Genomic DNA, 20,692 nt, shown 5'->3' with positions numbered 1-20,692 from the left:
CACGGAGAATTCCAGAATGGCAGCGCATCATAAAGAGAAACACCCAATAGACAACATTGGTTGGCTGCGCGCTGCCGTATTGGGGGCCAATGACGGAATCGTTTCAACTTCAAGTCTGATTCTGGGCGTAGCCGCCTCTCACGCAACTCACAACAGCATCCTTATAGCGGGTGTCTCTGCTCTCGTCGCCGGTGCTATGTCGATGGCTACCGGAGAGTACGTTTCCGTGCAGTCCCAAGCCGACACGGAAGCGGCTGCCCTAGAGGCGGAGCGAATTGAGATTCAGGAAAATCCGAAGGGCGAGAATCGTGAACTGACAGGAATTTATGTTGAGCGAGGACTTGAGGTGCCGCTTGCAAAAGAAGTCGCGACTAAACTAATGGATCACGACGCCTTGGGGGCGCATGCCCGAGATGAGTTGGGAATCACCGATGCGATGAGTGCAAAGCCATTACAGGCTGCTCTTGCATCTGCGCTAAGCTTTGCCGTAGGTGCGGCACTACCATTACTCGTGGTCGTAGTAGTTCCACAAGAACATCTCATCCCAGTCATCGTCGTCGCGTCGTTGGTCTTCCTTGCTATCCTTGGCGGCTTGGCGGCCAAGGTCGGTGGGGCGAATATTAAAAATGGGGTTTTACGTGTGACTTTTTGGAGTGCGCTTTCGATGGCGGTGGCAGCAGGAGTCGGTACCCTGTTGGGAACCACAGTATAAAACCCGGAGCGGGTTCCAGAATTAAATTCTTGATGGTGAGAGTGGGCCTTTATACAAGGATGGAACAGGGTTTATATATTTGAAGGCAAGAGAAAAGCAGCGCTGCCCCCAAACACCTTTATCCGATAGGATGCCGCCGGTTTTTCTTCTGTTTTCTTTAGCTTTTTAATCCCACAGGATTGAAAGCTGGAACAGAAGCTGAAACTGAAACGCAGGCCTTGGGGGCCCAAGGGGAATCGCATTACTTACAGCCGTGGGCTGCTGTGGTTATCTAATGCACCTGATCGAGATTTTTTTGCCGCTCAACACGAACGATGGCACGCCTCAGCCCGTCGAGCTTTTTCGCCGTGTACGGGAGCAGTTGGCCGAACAGTTCGGAGGAGTGACGGCTTTCACTCGCAATCCGGCGAAAGGTATTTCACTGCAGAAAGATAACGAGAGAGCAGAGGACGACATCATCGTCTATGAGGTCATGGTTGAAGCTATTGATCGGCTTTGGTGGCAAAGCTTTATGTAGTGGTCAACTAATCCCGGACACGACGTTAAGTTTTTCTTCGGCCCGAGCTGGCGCCAGTCCATCGTTGAATTGATGGGGCCGAATCCAGTTGTACCGATGCATCAAAAAATCACTGATATCGCGTTGGGCTTCTTGAGCAGTCCTGTAGCCCGTGGTCGGTATCCATTCTGTTTTCAAGCTGCGGAACACGCGCTCCATCGGCGCGTTGTCCCAGCAATTTCCCCGACGACTCATGCTCTGACGCATTCGATAACGCCACAGTCGCTGGCGAAATAAACGACTCGCATACTGGGCGGATTCAACCGGTCGTCGCAACACCTTTGATCGAGGTGTTTATGGGACGGTCTGCAGGCTGGATGCAAAAGTTGACGGGGCGTGGAGCGATGCGTTCGCCAGGTGCGCCGTCACTTCGTAATGAAATCGAGCGGCTATTCTGGAAACAAATCGCAACCGGGATCACAAGCGAAAAGGCAGCGGAGGCGACTGGCGTATCATCAGCGGTAGGCACACGCTGGTTCCGTCATCGGGGCGGGATGCCATTGTTCATGTCTAACCAAATATCCGGAAGGTACTTATCGTTCGCAGAGCGAGAAGAGATTGGGCTGCTTCGGGCGAAAGGTGTTGGCGTACGTGAGATTGCGCGTCTCCTTGGACGAAGCCCGTCGACAGTTTCACGGGAACTGACACGTAATGCTGCAACTCGTTGCGGTCGGCTTGAGTATCGTGCTTCAGTCGCACAATGGAAGGCAGAACTGGTTGCCAAAAGACCGAAGCCAGCGAAACTGTTGACTAACCCGCGGCTGTGTCACTACGTGCAAGACCGTCTGGAGGGTAAAGTTCACGGCGCTAATGGTCGCGAGATTGTTGGGCCTCGACAAGCTCCCTTCAAAGGCCGAAATAAACCACATCGCAGTGACCGTAAATGGGTCAATGGCTGGTCGCCCGAACAGATTACCAACCGGTTAAAGATCGATTTTCCGGACGATGAATCCATGCGCATCTCTCACGAAGCCATATATCAGGCCCTCTATATTCAGGGGCGAGGAGCTCTTAAGCGCGAGCTAGTGAGCTGCCTGCGCACAGGGCGAGCATTGCGTGTGCCGAGAGCTAGGGCGCAGGCCAAAACATGGGCGCACGTCAGCGAGGATGTCATGATCTCCAGTCGCCCTGCTGAGGTGGAAGACCGGGCTGTACCAGGGCATTGGGAGGGAGACCTGATCATCGGTCTGAACCGATCTGCGATTGGAACCCTGGTCGAGCGCTCAACTCGATTCACCATGCTCGTCCACCTGCCTCGCGAGGAAGGTTATGGGCTAATTCCTCGAACGAAGAACGGCCCGGCGCTGGCCGGCTACGGGGCTGTCACTATGGCCAATGCACTGAAGAAGACGGTGACTGACCTACCCATCGAATTGTGGCAATCTTTGACTTGGGATCGTGGAAAGGAACTATCTGATCACGCTCGATTTACCATCGAATCCGGAGTGAAGGTCTTTTTTGCTGACCCTCATAGTCCATGGCAGCGCGGCACGAACGAGAATACGAACGGTCTTCTGCGCCAATACTTCCCGAAAGGTACCGACCTGTCTCGCTGGAGTGCCCAAGAGATCCAAGCCGTAGCCCATGCGCTGAACACAAGGCCTCGGAAAACACTCGGCTGGAAAACACCTGCCGAAGCACTAAACAAGTATCTAAAATCAATTCAACAATCCAGTGTTGCGACGACCGGTTGAATCCGCCCTGCGACCCTTGATCAGAGTGAAACAGCAGGCCCTGAGGCCTTCCTCGTTGTTCGTAGGCCATATCCAGCGCCTTGATAACCAGCTCGGCGTCCGGCTTTTCCGACAACGCCCAGCCCACCACCCGGCGCGCGCAAAGATCCATCACGACAGCCAGATAATGCCATTTCCCCTGAGCCCAAATGTAGGTGATGTCGCCGCACCACACTTGGTTGGGTGCCGGGACATCGAACTCCCGATTCAAGATGTTCGGGATATCCAACCGCTCAACCGTCGCCCGTTTATAAGCATGAGACCCTGGCTGTTTGCTCACGAGATCAAGCTCACGCATCAAGCTGCGTACTTTGAACCGACCGAGTTGCTCACCATCGTCACGCATCAACGAGAGAATGCTACGGCTGCCGGCAGCACTGCGACTTTGCGAAAACAACTCGCTCACCCGGCTGCGTAGCCGAAGCCGTTCGACATCAGGCGTTCGACGCTTGAGGCGGTGGGCGTAGTAACTTGAGCGGTTGATTTCAAACACTTGGCACAGCCAATCAACCGGCTCGTGGACGCTCAGCTGATTGATCAGCGCGTACGCTCGTGATCTTCCGACATCAAGAGCGCGGTAGCCTTTTTTAGTATCGATTTCTCCCGTTCAAGGCGGGCGATCCGGGCTTCCAGCTCCTGGATTTTCTGCTGCTCTGATGTCAGCGCTTTGCTCTGCGGAGTAACGCCTTGGCGTTCCTTCTGAACCTGGTCAACCCAACGGCGCAGGGCCGACTCGCCGACGCCGAGTGAACGGCTGGCTTCGATGTAGCTGTAGTTTTGCTTGAGCACGAGGTCGGCAGCCTCGCGTTTGAACTCAGCGGAAAAGGAACGGCGTTGTTTGGTCATCTGACACCTCGATCTGGCGAGCATTCTCGCCTAAATGGGTGTCCGGTTTCATTAGACCACTACATTAAGCGCGATCTTGAAGGGCGTTTTCAACAGGAAGAAATTCTGATCCGAGCCACCGCCATTAGTCTCATTCGCTAGCCAAAATCGTTAGAGTCACGTGATGAGCCTAGATGTCGCATCAAAAAAAGCCCGCGTGACGCGCGAGCTTTTGGACTTCAAACGAATAGCTTTTCGGGTACGATGCGGCTGAGCTAGCCTTGGATTCGACGGCGGTCAGCAGAATCCACCCTAAACCCTTGTTGTTACCGCTTTTTCACCGCAATGCGCGCCTTAGGGTTTGGCCACCAACGACCAATCTTAACATGTCGTTGTTTGCTCGGCGCGCATCACTCTTCATTTTGGTTATGGACAGTTAGCTTTTGTCGATACTTTGTATCTAGACAGTATCGTAATCGAACGGTTTAGTTCCATAGAAAGAATGGATTTCAGTTGCCCAAGATTCGTCGGCCATATTAGGCCAATTGTCCTTGTCAAAACCTGGTGCATTTTCCAAGCGTTCTTTCTCTACGTTTAGTACGAAGCGCTTATTTACTGTATCGAGTGTCAATGCATTCCAGGGTACCGCAAACAGTTTTTCTCCCATGCTAAGAAAGCCACCAAAAGAGAGAACAGCATAACTCACTCTACCGCTGCGAACATCCAGCATGATTTCCTTGATATCTCCCAAGTCTTCTTCATTATGGTTATAAACATCATTTCCAATGAGTGTGTCTGCCCCCATCAGGTCGGGGCCAGGCCCCTGTTCCTCAGAGCTGGTATCTCGTAGGAGGTTGGTTTTGTACATGCCATAGGTATCGCGATCTTCGTAGTTCATTACTATCTCCTATCAGCAATCGCCAATCAATCAGAAAATGCACCCACCGCCTTGATGGCTGTATTAGTGAGAGTCACCCGCTTTCGAAAAAGTTGAATTTTTTTTCTGCATGACGACGAATGGCAAATTGGAAGTAAAAAAGTTAATCAGCTTTTAATTAGTGTGCTATCCATGTGTGATGCTTTGTTTTTATTATGGGTATTAACTAGATCGATATCGTAGACACCTAGATTAAACGATTTCCCATTATGGCAACTACGTCTCCGGCTTGAATATAACTTCATAAATATAAAGAATTAAGTTTTGGTCACTGCTGTGACCAAACTTATTTGAATGAGCAGGCGACGGCTGTGGGCGCTGCCGGGGACGCCACTGAATGCTCCCGGCAAGCTGATCTCGCCGAAAAACGTTTGAAGCCATTACGCGCGTTGGTGCTTGATCCCAAATTCTTCGGCCACGACGACGATACATAGCCTCGGCAGCTTGTCTCATTACTCACGCGATCCTTGGCGCAGTATTGACTGAACGACGCCACTGATAGCGTTTTGGCCAGGTCACTCAGGTGACATAAGCACCGCAAGACTCATATTGATGAATTCCTCGTTTTTGCTAATCGTGTCTAAAGCACCGCGAACGTTGCCGGCGACTTCAGCAGAACCACGTTGCTCGACCCAGAGCGTCAGCTCCATGATGGCGGCCTCAAGAGCTAATTGGTTTTGATTGATTTTGAAGAGCAGGGAAGGGAGCAAATCTGAATTTGGCATCAAGGTTCCTCCATGAAAACGCCAAGCCTAGCAGTATAAAAAATGAATAGTCAGCCGCGTCAGCTCAAGGCCAGTGGACGGGAAACAATTGGTCGTGAATTTACTCCGGCGTGTTCCTTGACTACTGGGTTTCATAGACAAGACTGAGAAGGAATTTTTCCTTCGGACGTACCCCATGATTTCTTCTCTTGAGCTCCGACATATCATTGAAAGCGGTTTATTACCTCGCTCCTGCACCTGCTCCGTGAATCCCAAAGGTTCGCTATTGATCAAGATGATTGAGCCTTCCTCTGGCCGCGTGGAACTGTTTGTCCCCGGCGTGTTGGCATCGGATCTCACGTCCAGTCGGGCGATTTCAAATTTGATTGGCGAACTCAGAATTGAAATGGCGGCGCGCCAAGCGATCTGTGCGTGAGCCCGAGGGCAAATGGTGGACTTGGGAGCATCAGAGCTAACAGGCCAACAACGACTCAAATCTTACGAATGGGGTAATCAGGCTGCAGGAGAGACGCTACCGCGATTACCAAGTCGTCCAATGACCAAGGCTTGTGCAGGTAGGTGGTTGATGGCGGTACCGTTGCGGGGTCTATCAGATACCCCCGTCTCATAACTATCCGTTGATGAGTCTAAGCAACTGGGGGCAATTCACCCAGCATTGTACCCCAAGCCCCCTCATCTGGAGCTGCCCATCTGACTATTTTGGCCTCTATTTTCGTCGCAGAGCCTTGTAATCATCGACTGACAGTTCCCTAAATCAAAAAAATCCAGCGGTGTGAAATAAGGGTAAGTGTCTAAGTCATAACCGTTTTTAACATCATCGTGTGATTTTGAGGGAAGATAATCGTGCATTTATCAGCCGGGAAGAATCGATTTAAAAATAAACTGCTACAATCAAAATTCCTAAGTGAATCATCATCACTTTACCCAAAGTTAATTTGTTGTTTGTTCCAATACTTATGGCTTGGTTAGAATAACTACCATAAAAATGGTAATTAATTTTTGGAGTACGACGTGACAATTTTTCCAAGCTCATTGACTTCGTCCAATGGTTGCCAAGGTTGCAAAAACACTCTTGAACTGGATTTAGATTTTACTTTCGCTTTTCAGCCAATTGTGGACGTGCGCGATCAATCGGTTTTTGCACATGAGGCGTTGGTGAGAGGCCTTAATGGTGAGGGTGCTCTGTCAGTGCTGGAGAAAGTAAACGATAATAACCGTTATCGATTCGATCAGCTTTGCCGCACACGGGCTATTTCCACTGCTGCGCAACTTGGAATGACTCAAAACCTATCGATTAATTTTCTACCCAACGCGGTTTACCGTCCAGAATTGTGCATTAGAAGCACGTTGGAAGCCGCGCGAATTCATAACTTCCCGCTCGACAGACTGATTTTCGAAACAGTCGAAAGCGAATACGTTGAGAATAATCACCATCTGACCAATATTCTACGTGAATACCGGGAGTTCGGTTTCAAAACAGCAATTGATGACTTTGGCTCAGGGTATTCAGGGCTCACACTGTTGGCAGACTTTCAACCGGATCTTATAAAACTTGATATAGCGCTAGTGCGTAATATCCATCGTGATCGCTCCCGTCAGGCTATCGTCCGTGGTGTTGTCATAATATGTGCGGAGCTGGATATTAAAATCATTGCAGAAGGAATCGAACATGCCGAGGAACGGGATTTTCTGGCCGATTGCGGAGTTTATCTAATGCAAGGGTTTTGGTTCGCCAAGCCTGCATTTCAAGCAATGGCTCTGGTCGCACCTAATGCTTGGAAAAAAGCGTAGATTACACAGAGGCGTAGTGACGCCGATGCTCCTTTAATCTGAAAAGCGCCGTAGCCAAAGGCACTAAAGGTAAACGTCGCACCTCGCACCTGAGTATCTATATCACAGATTACCCATAAGGGATCGATAGCTACCCAGGGTGACAGTCCGGGATTGGCTAAAATACGGTGAGTGGACAGCACAATAGCAAATGAGTAGCTATGCTTGATTTGATACTAGACTCTTTTTGCAACGTTCCGAAGGTAGGCGCTTGAGATGCTAGGCGGTGGTAGAGGGGCTCAAGGTCAAGTTGGAAAATATCCATCCGCTCTTCAAAATAATTTGCTGCTACTATATGTCATCATTAAATTCTAAAAGGGGAGAGTACTTATTGCTATATGGCAGGGTGAATACAGCCCGACAGGGATTACAAATTAATATTGCACTTTGGGAGTGAGTAGGAAAATGAATCTTACGTTCGAAGAAGCATCGATGCAAGCATTGTTGGGTGCGCCTGATCAGCTGGATACTCTGAACTTCGGCATAATTGGCTTTAACGACGCTTCAAAGGTGGTAATTTACAATACTTTTGAAGCTACAAGTGCGGCCTTACGACAGGCACGTGTTTTAGGTAAGAATTTATTTTTGGAAATTGCTCCCTGCATGAATAACGCCATGGTCGCTCACAGATTTGAGAATGAACCTGAGTTAGACGTGATCATTTCTTACGTTCTGGCGCTTAGAATGCGGCCAATCCCCGTCAGATTAAGACTACTTAAAAAAATTGATAATAATACCCGCTTCCTACTGGTTGAATGGGCATAAAAAATGAGTAGCATCGAGCAGGGCAATGACTCAATCGAGTCAGAGTACGAAGCATTACTTTCATTCATGTATCTATCGCCAGTAGGGCTGGTAAGAACCGACCCCAGCGGAAAAATTGATATGCTTAACCCCATGGCAACACAATTGTTGATGCCATTGGTTAAGTCTATTGGCCTTGAAAATCTGTTTGAAACACTTGCTTCCGTAGCGCCTGAATTACGTAACCTTGTAACGAGTTTTAGAGAATCATGCGGATCAATATGTGTAAATCATAGAATCCACGTGTCGTCCGCAGCTGACGGAGGTATTGTTCTCGCATGTACAATTGTAAAGGTCAACGACGAGGTTCTAATAACAGTTCTGACTGATGTCTCTTGCCAAGTTGCAACTGAAAGGAGACTAAGGCAAACAGACTCATGGTTGGACGCCATCTATACGATTGTTAACGATTTCGCAGTTCTCGGCTTGACTAAACAGGGAGTAATTAATAGCTGGAGCCCTTCGGCAGAGCGTTTAACAGGTTACACGGAATCCGAGGCTATTGGTGAGACGTTGCGCCGCTTCTGTAATTTGTCCGCCTTGGAAGTTAATGTTTTGGATGAACATCTCACATTCGCACGTGAAGAAGGTTGGCATTCACGAGACTATCTTTGCCAACACAAATCAGGACACAGTTTTTTCGCTCAAACGATGATCGCCGTTTTACGTGAAGAAGATGATGAGTTTTCTGGCTATACAGTTGTGCTTCGAGATATCACCGAGCGAAAGGTGTCGAGTGATAATCTGGCCAACTTGCTCACTAAAGACCACCTCACAGGCGCAGTTAATCGCGCTCACTTTTTCAACTTGGCAGAGAAAGAGTTTGCTCGGGCAAGTCGATACGAGCACTCAATATCGATAATCATGCTAGACGCCGATCACTTCAAGCATGTTAATGATAGCTGGGGGCATCCCATTGGCGACGAAGTTCTTAAGTCTATAGTGAAAATTGCTGAGGGAGTTCTTCGTCCCGGAGATACTATAGCTAGGTTTGGGGGCGAAGAGTTTGTCGTTATGTTGCCTAAGATAAATAGCCTCGATGCGTCAGTTATTGCGGAGCGACTCAGGAGCAGCATTGAAGCATCTAGTGTCGATACTGGTGGTGAGGAAATTAAAATCACAGTCAGTATTGGGTGTGCCTCGATGAATGAATCGCGATCCACTCTCAAGCAGTTGTTAATCTCCGCAGACAGTGCGCTCTATCACGCAAAATCCAAGGGTAGGAATTGTATAGTTGATATTGATGACTTCTAATTGATGGCATCTCGTGGATTAACACGAGATAGGTTGCAAAGCCATTGATGAAGATATCGAGGATATGTACCAGCTGCTGAAGGAAAGACGCAAGCAGCATGCGGGCACCATGTCCGGCGGCGAGCAACAAATGCTGTCCATTGCCCAGGCGATTATGTCCCGTCCGGAGTTGTTGATTTTGGATGAGCCGACAATGGGGCTTTCACCTAAAATAATTGAGGTTGTGCTGGATACCCTTCGAGAGATCCGCTCGCGTAAAACGCCAATCCTGCTAGTCGAACAGAAAACAGTGGAAGCCATCCAGATGGCGACCCGGGTGTATGCGATTCGCGTCGGGGAGATCGTTTCCGTGTTGGCGGGGAAAAGCGTGATCGAAGAATCTTTGAAAGACATCTATCTAAGCTAGTTCAGGAGTTTGGAAAGACACGGATCTCTCCATGCATCACCGGGCTTTGCGTTTTCTCCTGTCCAAGTAGAGGCGGGGCGCTCATCAGGAGGGCCCGTTGCCTTGCTGGCCACCTTTCAATTCAAGCCGCAAGTTCGAGCTGTTTGTCGATGTGAATCTTTCATGTATGAATCTAATTTGGGTAATTTGAATGGTTGCTTCTGGCCGAACGCCGTAACGCCGGGGGACGTCAATACCGCGAGCGTCAGTTTGATGAACTTTTCGTTTCTGTCGATGGCGTCCAGCGCGCTGTGCGCATTGTCGGCGACATCGACTGATCCGCGTCGCTTTCAAACGCGGGGACGATCGGGCCGCCCCCTTTTTTCATGCACGACTCTTCCGTCCCGCTATAGCGGCTGACTTTGACGGAGAAGGTTCGGGGCTAAACGAACCAGCGATCAGACGGTATGAATTATTTGGCGTGTTCGTACTCCACCGCTCGAGGAGCAGTTGTTTCTCAATGGCGGTGACCTCCGCGCCGAGGCAAAGCTAATGGCATCGATCGAAGATTTCAGGATGAAATCACACGAGCTCCTGATAGAACTCGACGCCGCTACGATGGAAATGATGACGCTGGTGACATCCAAATGCGTTTCAGGCCCCGACTGGGATTTTGCCAGCAAGAGGCAGCACGACGCCTATGAAAGCTGGGATGCCTTTATGAATACGCCTAACACAAATATTTAAATTGCGGATTCTGAAAAGGACGGGCTCACTAGCTGAGATTGACAATCTCGATCAATGCTTTTTGTCTGATGCAGGAGAGTCCTATGAGTCGGCAAGGAGTGTTTTTAGCAAAAGCGTTAGAAATACATCATGAGTACGAAGTGGCGACAGTTGTCATCTGCGACATGCTGAGCAAGCCTCGCGGGTAAAATTCTACAAAAATCCGCACACCGGCGAGGTCGTCGAAACCAAAGGCGGTAACCACAAGGGTCTTAAAGAATGGAACGCTGAACACGGCTCCGACACCGTCGAGTCCCGGCTTTCCAAGTGAGTTTAGTTTGAGTACAAAACGGCCCGAGAGGGCCATTTTTGTTGGCGTTGCGGGGAATGCGGATAAACGTCCGGCTAACACAGATGTTAGTGAGTACCAATGCTAACGTGGGAGAAATCCAGTTCAATTCGCAGGTTGGGATGGGTGGTAAGCCGGCTTCACATGTTTGATAAGGATGAACCCACCTTGCCGAGAATTTTGACTTCCCAGATAAGTGACACTGCACTAAACGAGCACAATGCCAGGATGTTCGGATCGCCAAAGGAGCGCTTGGACTTTTACCGAAGAGAGATTCAGTACGAAACCAGCATCTTGGCTAATCGAACTGACGCCTTTTTGGCATCTCAGTCTTTTTTGGTCATCGCATTTGCCTCTTCTATGGGCAATCTCAACCCCGAATGGGGCAAGTTGTTCACGCTGGTAGTACCACCGTTTCTTACGTTGCTTGGAGTGCTAAGTTCGTTGAATGCTTGGCCCGGTATTCGCGCGGCATACGACATTATCGGCCACTGGCATTTCAAGCAGAGCGAGCTATTGCATAGCGAGCCTGTAATGGGGTTGGCGTATGACGAATCGCCTTTATTTTGTGAGCGAGAGTCCACGCACAAGGGGTATCGAAAGGCGTTGCTGTTTTCGGTGCGCACACCTTGGATCTTTGCGACATTCTGGATATTGCTTGGCATTTGGTCGGTTTGTATCCAAATCACAAATCCAGGTGCTTGATACGTAGACAGAGAGGCAAATCCTTGCTGTTTGGGAATACTTCTCTGCAGGCACCTAGCAGGTATCCGAACATCATCAGCTCTGCGCCCAAATGAAAACTCGATCACAGGTTATAGGGTGTACCATCGATAGGTGCCCATCAAAAATTAGTGAGCCATTTCCATGGAAAGCGAAGGGGGCCGCCAGATCGTAGCTTCTCTGGCGCACCGTGTTGGTGACATTGCTGGTCTTGCAAAGACCGTCCACGCGATTATTTCAACCTTGCAGGATATGGACGCAGCCCTCGGGCCCATTATCGGTCAGCAAGGGGTTGCCGCGCTTTATCGCCGAAGCCTCAATCTGTGCGTTTCCACTCATCCGCGACTGGCCGGCACCTGTGGCACAGTGCCGGCCGGCATGGATCTAATTGCCCTCAAGTCCGTACTCGCCGAGCAAAGCGAAGCCGATGCGCTGTTCTTCGGTGAAGTGCTGCTGACCACCTTCTACGAGCTGCTGATCACGCTGATCGGGCCCTCGCTCACCGCACAATTGCTTCGTGGCGTGTGGGAACCTTCTTTGAGCGACACCCCTTCGCAGGAAAATTCGCCATGAGCACCAAAGTGACTATCAACCGCCTAGCCACCGGTGTGCCAGGACTGGACGAGGTGCTGGGCGGAGGATTGCCGGAGTTTTCGTTCAACCTGATCGCCGGCCCGCCTGGCTGCGGAAAAACCACCCTGGCGCATCAAATGATGTTTGCCCTGGCGACGCCTGAACGCCCGGCGCTGTTTTTTACGGTACTCGGCGAGCCGCCGCTGAAGATGCTGCGTTATCAACAGCAATTCGACTTTTTCGACAGCGAAGCGATCAACCAGTCGATCCGCTACATCAACTTGGCCGACGACACCCTGGTCGGGGATCTGGACGAGGTGCTGCGGCGGATCGTCAGCGAGGTGGAGGCGCACTCGCCGTCACTGGTGTTCGTCGACTCGTTCCGCTCCGTGGTACTGGCCAGCCAGACCCAGGACAATCCCAACAACAACCTGCCGCAGTTCGTTCAGCGACTGGGCATGTTGATGACCACCTGGCAGGCGACGACCTTCCTGATTGGCGAATACTTCACCGAAACCGACACCAACCCGATTTTCACCGTGGCCGATGGCCTGATCTGGCTGCGCCAAAGCGTTGAGCGCAACTCGATGGTGCGCAAGATGGATATCATGAAGATGCGCGGCCAGCCGACATTGCCGGGGCTGCACACCTTCCGCATCGCGACGTCGGGGATCAAGGTCTTTGCGCCCGCACCACTGAACCCGGTGGAAGCGCCGCTGGAGTTCCCGATCAAACGCCTAAAAATGGGTGTGCCGCAACTCGATGACATGCTCGGCGGTGGCCTGCCCCGTGGTTATTCCTTACTGGTGGCAGGGCCGTCAGGGTCGGGCAAAAGCATTCTGGCGGCGACCTTCCTGGCCGAAGGCGCACGCAACGGCGAAACCGGCGTGATCGCGGTGTTCGAACAACGGCCCAATCACTTCCAAAATGCCACCCTCATTCAGTTGATCCAAAACGGTCAGGTCGGTTTGGTGGACAGTCGTGCACCGGACTTGTCCATCGACGAAATCGTCCAGTTGCTGTTGGCCGAGATCTCTCGCCTGAAAGCCACTCGTTTAGTGATCGACTCGTTGTCAGGCTTCGAACTGGCGCTGGCGCCGACCTTCCGTGAAGACTTCCGTGAATCGCTATCGCGCATGGTCACCGCGCTGACCGGTGCCGGGGTCAGTGTGCTGATGACCTCCGAGCTGGAAGACCGCTACACCGACTTGCGTTTCAGCCCTTACGGCACAGCGTTTCTCACCGACGCAATCATTGTCCAACGCTATATCGAAGTAGAGAGTCGCTTACTGCGCATCATGGCCGTGGTCAAGTTGCGGGCCAGCGCCCACTCCGATGAGCTGCGCCTGTACCGCATCGACGAAAACGGCCTGCAGATCGGCGAAATGCTGCCAGACCAGGAAGGTCTGCTCGGTGGTCGACCGACAAACAGAGTTCAGGTTCGTCACACTCAGGAGATAAAATTTTTGAGTCCGACTCATGAGTAATGTCGCTGGCAAGAATGAACGTGAGATCGCTAATGCCGCTCACGAACTCTTCCTGCTTGGCCAGAAAACCGTTGAAGCGCGCGCCGTGCTGGCAGCACTGCAAAAAGAGTTGAGCGACACCAGCAGCCGGCTGGTGGATAGCCAGCAGGTCGAGCAGGTGATTGAGGCCAATCAGCAGCCAGTACCGGCGAAACTCATGGTGCAGTCAGACGCTATAGTTGCCCCTGGCTTGGAAGAGCAACGTTTGTACCAGGAACTACGTGAGGCTAATGCCCAGCTGGTCATAGCCGCACTCAGCGCTCAAGACCTTCAGGCTGTAGCCGAGCGCGCACTGAGTCAGCAAAAAAGCATACTAGCGACGGTGGCTCATGAGCTACGTAACCCATTAACGCCTATCAGTATGATTGCAGAACGTATGGTGCGTTTGCCTAGCGATCAGTTGCCTCGGATGCGGGAATTGATCGAAGGCCAAGTGCAACATATGTCACAGCTAGTCGATGATCTGCTGGACGTCTCCCGTGCCAGCACTGGCAAGTTGCGACTCAATCGCCGCGATGTCGACATGATTCAAGTTCTGCGTGAGGCCATTGATGCGTGCCGCCCTTTAATGGACGCACAAGAGCAGCAATTCAACGCCCATCTTCCCAACGGCATCTTGATGGTAAATGGTGACCCAGGGCGCCTCGCCCAGATTCTCCACAATCTTCTGGCGAATGCGGCTAAATACACACCGACCCACGGTAGAATTAAACTGTCTGTAACAGTAGCGTCCGACGTTTTGAAGATAAACATTTCCGACAATGGAATCGGCATTTCAGCTAAAGCACTCCCGTTTATTTTCGACCCCTATGTTCAGGACGTGCATGCTGTCGGCTTCAATGGGTCAGGCTTGGGCATCGGACTGTCGGTAGTCCGCGAGCTGGTTGAGGCGCACGGTGGCGAGGTTACCGGCATGAGCGAGGGTGATGGCAAGGGGAGCGAGTTCGTGGTCACGTTACCGTTGGTGATCCATTCAAACGAATAAAGAGGCATGGACAGTGATTCATCTGAATCCTGGGGTATACACCAGCTTTCACCAGACAATATTATTGCCGTCCATCGCTCTGGCTGATCCATTAAAAAACGCTATCAAGATTCTTGGTGGGCGCTGCGACTCGTAACTTCGAGTCAGACCCGCCGAGTACAGGATCCGACATGAACGCAGCGGACGACTTTAGATTTAAATCTCATGAGCTGCTTTTAGACCTAGATGCAGCTGTTAACAAAATGATGATGTTGGTCTCAGCTCGTGAGCTTTCCGGTGAAAGGTGGAGTGCGGCTGTAACGCGACATTCGGACGCGTATGCAGCTTGGAGTTCACATCTCAATGAGTCATCGCTACCGAACCCTCATAGCCTTTAATTCGGAGAGTTCACATCTGTGTCATTGAACGACATGAATGCGGTCGTGCGACCAGCCGGGCCGAGCCTTGAATGCTGGTAACCGTCCGGGCAACACACCTTCCTGACACCTTCGCTTGAGGCGATGGTGTCCACCAAAATTTAAGTGGACACCATTTTTAGCCTTTTTAAGCGGACACCCATGCCACAAGAACGCCGTTCCTACTCCAAGTCCTTCAAGTCCCAGGTCATTGCCGAGTGCGCTCAGCCTGACACCTCCATTGCAAATGTCGCGTTGACCCATAATCTCAATGCCAACCTTGTCCATAAATGGATTCGGGTGCATGCGCAGAAAAACCTGACACTTCAAACCGCCTTCATCCCGATCAAGACATCTCCGCCGGTGGCGATGAATCAGACCCTTCCTGCCACGATCCGAATCGAAGTGCCGCATTCAAAAGGCGTAATCGTTGTGAGTTGGCCGGCAGAAAAAGCAGCAGCGTGTTCTGCATTACTGCGAGACCTGTTGCGATGATCCGCATCGACTCCATCTGGCTCGCCACCGAGCCCATGGACATGCGCGCTGGCACTGAAACCGCGCTGGCAAGGGTCGTAGCGGTGTTCGGCGCGGCAAAGCCGCACTGTGCTTACCTGTTCGCCAACCGCCGCGCCAATCGCATCAAAGTATTGGTGCATGACGGCGTCGGGATATGGCTTGCAGCCCGGCGTTTGAATCAAGGACGTTTCTTCTGGCCTGGCGTCCGACACGGCTCCGAAGTTGAAATGGATGCAGAACAACTTCAAGCCTTAGTGCTCGGTTTACCTTGGCAACGCGTCGGTTCCGGAGGAGCCATCACGGTGCTCTAACTCGTCTGCCATGGCGCGCTTGCCAGCGCAATTGGCCCATCAGTCTATCGCCGCCACTAGCCCTCTCTGGCAAAGTCGGAGGCATGACTTCGCATCCGAATCTCGATCAATTAAACCCTGAAGAACTGCGTGCCTTGGCGACGCAGTTGATCCAGCGCGTCGAGACGATGGACAAGCAAATCACTCATCACAAGTCGGTCAACGAGAAACTGGCCCACGAGATCGCGCTGCTCAAACGCTTCAAGTTTGCCAAGCGCAGCGAGCAGTTGAGCCCGGATCAAGCCAGCCTGCTCGACGACTTGATCGACACAGACATCGCCGCTATCGAAGCCGAGCTTGAGGTGCTGCAACCAGTACCCGTCGAAGCAAAAGTGCGCCCGCAACCCAAGCGTGCAGCACTGCCATCGCAGTTTCCACGCACACTGATCCATCACGAGCCTGACAACAGCCACTGCCAATGCGGCTGCGCCCTCAAGCGCATCGGCGAGGATGCCAGCGAAAAGCTCGACTACACGCCGGGCGTCTTCACTGTCGAACGCCACGTCCGTGGGAAATGGGCCTGCGAGCAGTGCGAAACGCTGATTCAGGCGCCAGTGCCGGCGCACGTTATCGATAAAGGCATACCGACGGCGGGCCTGCTAGCCCACGTCATGGTTGCCAAGTTCGCCGACCATCTGCCGCTGTATCGCCAAGAGAAAATCTTCGGCCGCGCTGGGTTGCCCATCGCCCGTTCGACCTTGGCGCAGTGGGTGGGCAACTGCGGCGTGCAATTACAGCCGCTGGTTGATGCGCTGCGCGACGCCGTGCTGACGCACGACGTCGTACACGCTGACGAAACCCCGGTACAAATGCTGACGCCAGGCGCGAAGAAAACTCACCGCGCTTACGTCTGGGCCTATGCCACCAGCCAGTTCTCCGATCTGGCGGCGGTCGTTTACGACTTTAGCCCGAGCCGCGCTGGCGAATATGCCCGAGCCTTTCTGGGCCACTGGAACGGCAAGTTGGTCTGCGATGACTTCGCTGGCTACAAGGCAGGCTTCGAACTGGGCGTTACGGAGATCGGCTGCATTGCCCATGCGCGCCACAAATTCTTCGATTTGCATGCCACCAACAAGAGCCAGATCGCCGAAATAGCGCTGCACTACATCGCGGCTTTGTACGAAGTTGAACGAGAAGTTCGAGAGCTGGAGCCGGATATTCGGCAACGAATACGACAGGAAAAAGCTGCGCCCATAGTCGAGGCACTTCATACCTGGATGATCGCCCAGAGACAGCTTGTGCCTGAGGGCTCGGCCATCGCCAAGGCCTTTGATTACAGCCTCAAACGCTGGATAGCGCTGACGCGCTATCTCGATGACGGGGCCGTACCCATTGACAATAATTGGTGCGAAAACCAAATCCGGCCATGGGCACTTGGGCGCTCGAACTGGCTATTCGCAGGCTCGTTACGCAGCGGCAAACGCGCGGCTGCGATCATGAGTTTGATCCAGTCGGCACGACTCAATGGCCATGATCCGTATGCTTACCTGAAGGACGTTCTCACACGCCTGCCGACGCAGCGGGCGAGCGAGATTAACGAGCTGCTGCCGCATAGATGGGTGCCCGTCTAACCGCGCAAAGGGTAATAGCTGGGCTTACCAAGTAACCGCCTCACAAGCCCCCTATGTCGGCTCTTTCTCGACCGCGAACACCCAGCGGCTAAGCGGCCCAAAATACACCAAATCAGCGACATCAAAAAAAACCCACCTCCGAGTCCTCACTGAAAAAGCCTGAACGGCTTGGTTCGGGGAAATACCAAGCCCCCTACTGGTCGAGACGATGTCATCAGCCATATTTCCAATGTAAGGCGATTTCCTAGAGTCAAGGAGGCCGACTTGCAATGTTCCGCAGACGTCCGGGAGTGTCAGGGCCATGATTTCGCCGGTTGCCAAGCGGCCCACAACCGCGCCGTCAAAGAGGACTAAAAGCGGGACGCATCGTCCATAGGAGTTATCAAAAAAACCACTCTTCCGGCGAATCGTAATTTCCATGTGCCGTCCTTGATGTAGTGATCACACAAAGTATCTTTCGTTTCCGGGGCCAGCTATCCCGCGACCCGACGACCGGAGTCTTACTGTCCTTTCTAGGGGGGCGGCCATCGAAATCATCGCGTCCACCAACCGCAAGCAATAGCCGCCCGAGCAATATGCCTTCCTGACGCCCTTGCCATTAGCTTTGGGATCTTGGCCGGACGCTTACCAATTGGGTGCGGTCGTGTAACCTCTAATGGAATGGCCAGACGCTACAATCGTTTCTATCGCCCAGAAAAAGGACGTACAAGCGTGCTTGATATACTGATCGAAGTGATTTTTCGCGCCATCTGCTTTCCTATTGGTTGGCCCATAATGAGGCTTATCTCGCTAGGTAAACATCCATCGAAGGGCTCTTGGTTTGCCTATACACCGGAATCCGAGTGGACTTCAGCGGTGGGGCTCGCCGTTCTGGTGATCGCAATAATGGCAGCTATGAAACAGTTCATTTTTCCGTAGCACACCGACAGCACCGTTCGCTAGGCGTGATCACCGGACGCTTACTCAGCACCGTTGAAAGCGACCGTTTGGTCGCATTGATTGCTGTCTTTGAGAACCCCTTAACCCTGTTCGAGGATGACGTCACCGCTGCAACGGAATGGATGAACTCGCCGGCTCGAGGGCTCGGTTCAAAGCGCCCACTGGAAATGTTGAGGACGAGAGTGGAAGCGAGAGCTGTTTTCGATCTTATCGGGGGACTGGGGAGGGGAGTGCTTGTATGAGATTGAGTTACCAACGGTCTGGCGGATTTGAGGCCTTCAGGTTCATTGGCTATCGCTCCTTCGGGCCCATGCCTGGCTCGACCTAACATCTTCACGTAGTGTGGCCTGGCAACTCAGTCCGCAGTAGCGCATGCCATGACTGTTCTGCCTCATTTCTACCCAGCGTTGTCAGGGGTCGCAGTTCCAGAGTCGAGATTCAGCTTTCTGAATGATGGCAATATGCCTAGAATTGGCGATGGTCACTTCATACGAGATTGGAGCAGCAGTAACGCCCCGAAACCGCGCGAGCTGAGACCTATGAGGTTGGCCGAAGCACCACGCATTACACTGCGCATAGGGATATCAGGATGATGTTGACTAAACGGCGCAGGTCTTTATTGGGTTTCATTGTCTTGGCTGTCGGCTTGGTTGGTTTTTCGGCTCTATTACTGCTTAAGTCAGAAACTCAACGCAGGGAGACACGCTTCTCGGATTACGTGCAGAACATCTCGAGCATCGTGCGAAATCAGCTTGATACCAATGAAGCGGTATTGTCGGGGTTCTCTGCATTTCTCCAAGCGGTCGATCAGAGCGACACGGAGGCCGCAGCCCGTTATGCGTCAGCCGTTTTGGCCGCATACCCTCATATTTACATGCTCGAGGCGGCGAGGGCGGTTCCCGTCGTGGAGCAGGCTGCATTTGAGACTCTGATGCGCCGCACCTGGCGTCCGGACTTTGAGCTCAAAGACTTCCCGAGTCTCACCCAGCAACCTGCCCAGCATCAGGCCTACCTCAGTGAGACCTGGCCTGTGTTGTTTATGTACCCGCCGCTTCCCGAATCCAGTTCTATCTATGGCGTTAGGTTGGAAACCGTTGGGCATCTTTCCTACGCGTTGGCCCGCACTCACAATAATCCGAAGCCGGTTGTATCACCTGTCTTCTCTATGTACGAAGGAGGCAGCGCTTACATTCTCATGCAGTCCGTGAGTCGGCCCGAAAATTTAAGGGAGAGCAATCGGCCCAATTTTTTCGGAAGCACCATGGTGTCTTTGCTTTTGATCAAGACCAGCTCGCTGTTGGATGCGGTCAATGATGCGAACATAGATCCCTTGGTTCATATCAGCGCAGTCATGAAAGCCGGGGCAGGATCTGAAAGTAACGTGTTCTCTACGAACGCCAACAATGCTGGCTTTCTTGATCGTCTATTTTTGCCGCGCCTGACTGATCGAGTCGAAATCAGAAGTACCTCGCAACCGATGACACTGCTGTTTGAGCGTCAGTTACGTTTTGCAGACGTTTTGACTGCGCAAGCACTGATCATCCTTTCGGTTCTGGCTGCGGCTCTCTTTCTTATTCCTGGGGTACTGATTCGGCACTTTAGGGCGATAGAAAGGGCTGAGGTTGAGCACAAAAGATCCGCCTATCTTGCGACCCATGACGTACTCACCGAGCTGCCAAACCGCTATCTATTTGCTGATCGGTTTCAGCAAGCCTTCTCCGATTGGAAAGAGAGGGCGGAGCCGTTTGCGGTGCTGTTGATCGATCTGGATCATTTCAAACAAATAAATGATCAGCACGGTCATGAGATCGGTGATCAGGTTCTCCGAGCGGTCGCTAGTCGCATGCTTCAGGCCACTCGCTCGACTGATACGGTCGCACGCTATGGAGGGGATGAGTTCGTGATTCTGATTACGGATCTATCCAACCCAGAAAGTGTTGAAACCAGAGCGGCGAGGGTGCTCGACTCCGTTGCGGGCACAGTCGTGACAAGCGCAGGTGAGCTTTCACTTTCATGCAGTATCGGTGTATCAATTTGCCCGTTGCATGGACAGAGCCTCGACGCATTGCTCAAAGCCGCGGATCAAGCTATGTACGGAGTGAAACAGCTAGGTCGCAAAGGAGTTGCGATCACTGAATATCCAGAACCTTGAGATGTTTATGATCACCAAGTCATTTCACAACATCACTTGTCGCGCGGTCTCGGTCATCGTGGTGTTATGGAATGCGGTTGCGATTGCTCGTTCGAAGGGTGATGAGACGATAAGGTCGGGTGGGGG

Annotated in this window: 20 protein-coding genes and 4 pseudogenes; 19 read left to right on the top strand and 5 right to left on the bottom strand. The window is 52.1% G+C overall.

Translation table 11 applies throughout. From position 1 onward, the window contains the following. Nucleotides 1-16: 16 nt before the first annotated feature. Nucleotides 17-712 carry a VIT1/CCC1 transporter family protein gene (locus ACA056_RS17570; protein ID WP_109631392.1) on the top strand — a complete coding sequence of 232 codons (696 nt, stop codon included), beginning with the start codon at nucleotides 17-19 and terminating at the stop codon, nucleotides 710-712. A gap of 274 nt (nucleotides 713-986) precedes the next feature. Continuing rightward, a complete protein-coding gene (locus ACA056_RS17565) occupies nucleotides 987-1,229 on the top strand; it encodes a hypothetical protein (protein WP_497266489.1) in 243 nt (80 codons plus the stop codon). 3 nt (nucleotides 1,230-1,232) lie between these two features. Here ACA056_RS17565 and ACA056_RS17560 read toward each other — a convergent pair. Next, nucleotides 1,233-1,529: pseudogene (locus tag ACA056_RS17560) on the bottom strand (integrase core domain-containing protein); the annotation flags it as partial. Nucleotides 1,530-1,585: 56 nt separating this feature from the next. On the opposite strand from ACA056_RS17560, the gene ACA056_RS17555 reads away from it, so the two are divergent. Beyond that, nucleotides 1,586-2,962 carry an IS30 family transposase gene (locus ACA056_RS17555; RefSeq protein ID WP_497266487.1) on the top strand — a complete coding sequence of 459 codons (1,377 nt, stop codon included), beginning with the start codon at nucleotides 1,586-1,588 and terminating at the stop codon, nucleotides 2,960-2,962. Nucleotide 2,963: 1 nt separating this feature from the next. Here the strand turns inward: ACA056_RS17555 and ACA056_RS17550 are convergent. The 3 genes and pseudogenes from ACA056_RS17550 to ACA056_RS17540 form a co-directional block, all read right to left on the bottom strand. Continuing rightward, a pseudogene (locus tag ACA056_RS17550) lies at nucleotides 2,964-3,847 on the bottom strand (IS3 family transposase); the annotation flags it as partial. A gap of 439 nt (nucleotides 3,848-4,286) precedes the next feature. Beyond that, complete coding sequence (locus ACA056_RS17545) at nucleotides 4,287-4,724, bottom strand: PRC-barrel domain-containing protein (RefSeq protein ID WP_497266485.1); 438 nt, start codon at nucleotides 4,722-4,724, stop codon at nucleotides 4,287-4,289. Between the two features lie 554 nt (nucleotides 4,725-5,278). After that, nucleotides 5,279-5,488 (bottom strand): hypothetical protein, encoded by a 210-nt coding sequence (locus tag ACA056_RS17540; protein ID WP_497266483.1) that lies wholly within the window; start codon nucleotides 5,486-5,488, stop codon nucleotides 5,279-5,281. Nucleotides 5,489-5,663: 175 nt separating this feature from the next. On the opposite strand from ACA056_RS17540, the gene ACA056_RS17535 reads away from it, so the two are divergent. The 14 genes and pseudogenes from ACA056_RS17535 (at nucleotide 5,664) to tnpC (ending at nucleotide 17,475) form a co-directional block, all read left to right on the top strand. Then, nucleotides 5,664-5,903, top strand: a complete 240-nt coding sequence (locus ACA056_RS17535) for a DUF1652 domain-containing protein (protein WP_497266481.1) — start codon at nucleotides 5,664-5,666, stop codon at nucleotides 5,901-5,903. A 596-nt stretch (nucleotides 5,904-6,499) separates the two neighbouring features. After that, complete coding sequence (gene rimA, locus ACA056_RS17530; RefSeq protein ID WP_497266479.1) at nucleotides 6,500-7,279, top strand: S6 modification regulatory phosphodiesterase RimA; 780 nt, start codon at nucleotides 6,500-6,502, stop codon at nucleotides 7,277-7,279. Between the two features lie 444 nt (nucleotides 7,280-7,723). Beyond that, nucleotides 7,724-8,083 carry a hypothetical protein gene (locus ACA056_RS17525; protein ID WP_497266477.1) on the top strand — a complete coding sequence of 120 codons (360 nt, stop codon included), beginning with the start codon at nucleotides 7,724-7,726 and terminating at the stop codon, nucleotides 8,081-8,083. A 3-nt stretch (nucleotides 8,084-8,086) separates the two neighbouring features. Further along, nucleotides 8,087-9,376 (top strand): sensor domain-containing diguanylate cyclase, encoded by a 1,290-nt coding sequence (locus ACA056_RS17520; protein ID WP_497266475.1) that lies wholly within the window; start codon nucleotides 8,087-8,089, stop codon nucleotides 9,374-9,376. A gap of 28 nt (nucleotides 9,377-9,404) precedes the next feature. After that, nucleotides 9,405-9,782 (top strand): annotated as a pseudogene (locus ACA056_RS17515) (ATP-binding cassette domain-containing protein); the annotation flags it as partial. Nucleotides 9,783-10,313: 531 nt separating this feature from the next. Beyond that, a complete protein-coding gene (locus ACA056_RS17510; RefSeq protein WP_497266473.1) occupies nucleotides 10,314-10,508 on the top strand; it encodes a hypothetical protein in 195 nt (64 codons plus the stop codon). Between the two features lie 181 nt (nucleotides 10,509-10,689). Then, nucleotides 10,690-10,818: pseudogene (locus tag ACA056_RS17505) on the top strand (transcriptional regulator); the annotation flags it as partial. A gap of 186 nt (nucleotides 10,819-11,004) precedes the next feature. Beyond that, the gene (locus ACA056_RS17500) at nucleotides 11,005-11,541 is read left to right on the top strand and encodes a hypothetical protein (protein WP_497273556.1); all 537 of its coding nucleotides are present in this window, start codon (nucleotides 11,005-11,007) and stop codon (nucleotides 11,539-11,541) included. A 162-nt stretch (nucleotides 11,542-11,703) separates the two neighbouring features. Next, a complete protein-coding gene (locus ACA056_RS17495) occupies nucleotides 11,704-12,132 on the top strand; it encodes a hypothetical protein (RefSeq protein ID WP_497266471.1) in 429 nt (142 codons plus the stop codon). Further along, nucleotides 12,129-13,619 carry an ATPase domain-containing protein gene (locus tag ACA056_RS17490; RefSeq protein WP_497266469.1) on the top strand — a complete coding sequence of 497 codons (1,491 nt, stop codon included), beginning with the start codon at nucleotides 12,129-12,131 and terminating at the stop codon, nucleotides 13,617-13,619. The genes ACA056_RS17495 and ACA056_RS17490 overlap by 4 nt, the downstream gene beginning before the upstream one ends. After that, nucleotides 13,612-14,643 carry a sensor histidine kinase gene (locus ACA056_RS17485; protein WP_497266467.1) on the top strand — a complete coding sequence of 344 codons (1,032 nt, stop codon included), beginning with the start codon at nucleotides 13,612-13,614 and terminating at the stop codon, nucleotides 14,641-14,643. Before ACA056_RS17490 ends, ACA056_RS17485 begins: the two co-directional genes overlap by 8 nt. A gap of 557 nt (nucleotides 14,644-15,200) precedes the next feature. Next, on the top strand, nucleotides 15,201-15,533 hold the full coding sequence (gene tnpA / locus ACA056_RS17480) for an IS66-like element accessory protein TnpA (protein ID WP_497266465.1): 333 nt from the start codon (nucleotides 15,201-15,203) through the stop codon (nucleotides 15,531-15,533). Next, nucleotides 15,530-15,865 carry an IS66 family insertion sequence element accessory protein TnpB gene (tnpB, locus tag ACA056_RS17475; protein ID WP_497266463.1) on the top strand — a complete coding sequence of 112 codons (336 nt, stop codon included), beginning with the start codon at nucleotides 15,530-15,532 and terminating at the stop codon, nucleotides 15,863-15,865. The genes tnpA and tnpB overlap by 4 nt, the downstream gene beginning before the upstream one ends. Before the next feature lie 83 nt (nucleotides 15,866-15,948). Further along, a complete protein-coding gene (gene tnpC, locus ACA056_RS17470; protein ID WP_497266461.1) occupies nucleotides 15,949-17,475 on the top strand; it encodes an IS66 family transposase in 1,527 nt (508 codons plus the stop codon). 51 nt (nucleotides 17,476-17,526) lie between these two features. Here the strand turns inward: tnpC and ACA056_RS17465 are convergent, their stop codons facing one another. Continuing rightward, nucleotides 17,527-17,895 (bottom strand): hypothetical protein, encoded by a 369-nt coding sequence (locus ACA056_RS17465; RefSeq protein ID WP_214382609.1) that lies wholly within the window; start codon nucleotides 17,893-17,895, stop codon nucleotides 17,527-17,529. Between the two features lie 422 nt (nucleotides 17,896-18,317). Between ACA056_RS17465 and ACA056_RS17460 the strand changes: the two genes are divergently transcribed. After that, nucleotides 18,318-18,656 (top strand): antitoxin Xre/MbcA/ParS toxin-binding domain-containing protein, encoded by a 339-nt coding sequence (locus ACA056_RS17460; protein WP_497266459.1) that lies wholly within the window; start codon nucleotides 18,318-18,320, stop codon nucleotides 18,654-18,656. Nucleotides 18,657-19,006: 350 nt separating this feature from the next. Continuing rightward, a complete protein-coding gene (locus ACA056_RS17455; protein WP_497273555.1) occupies nucleotides 19,007-20,566 on the top strand; it encodes a sensor domain-containing diguanylate cyclase in 1,560 nt (519 codons plus the stop codon). Nucleotides 20,567-20,692: the final 126 nt, after the last annotated feature.

The sequence above is a fragment of the Pseudomonas sp. LBUM1666 genome, from assembly GCF_059695775.1.
The sequence above is the reverse complement of the archived record's forward strand: the minus strand, read 5'-3'. Positions and strand labels throughout refer to the sequence as shown.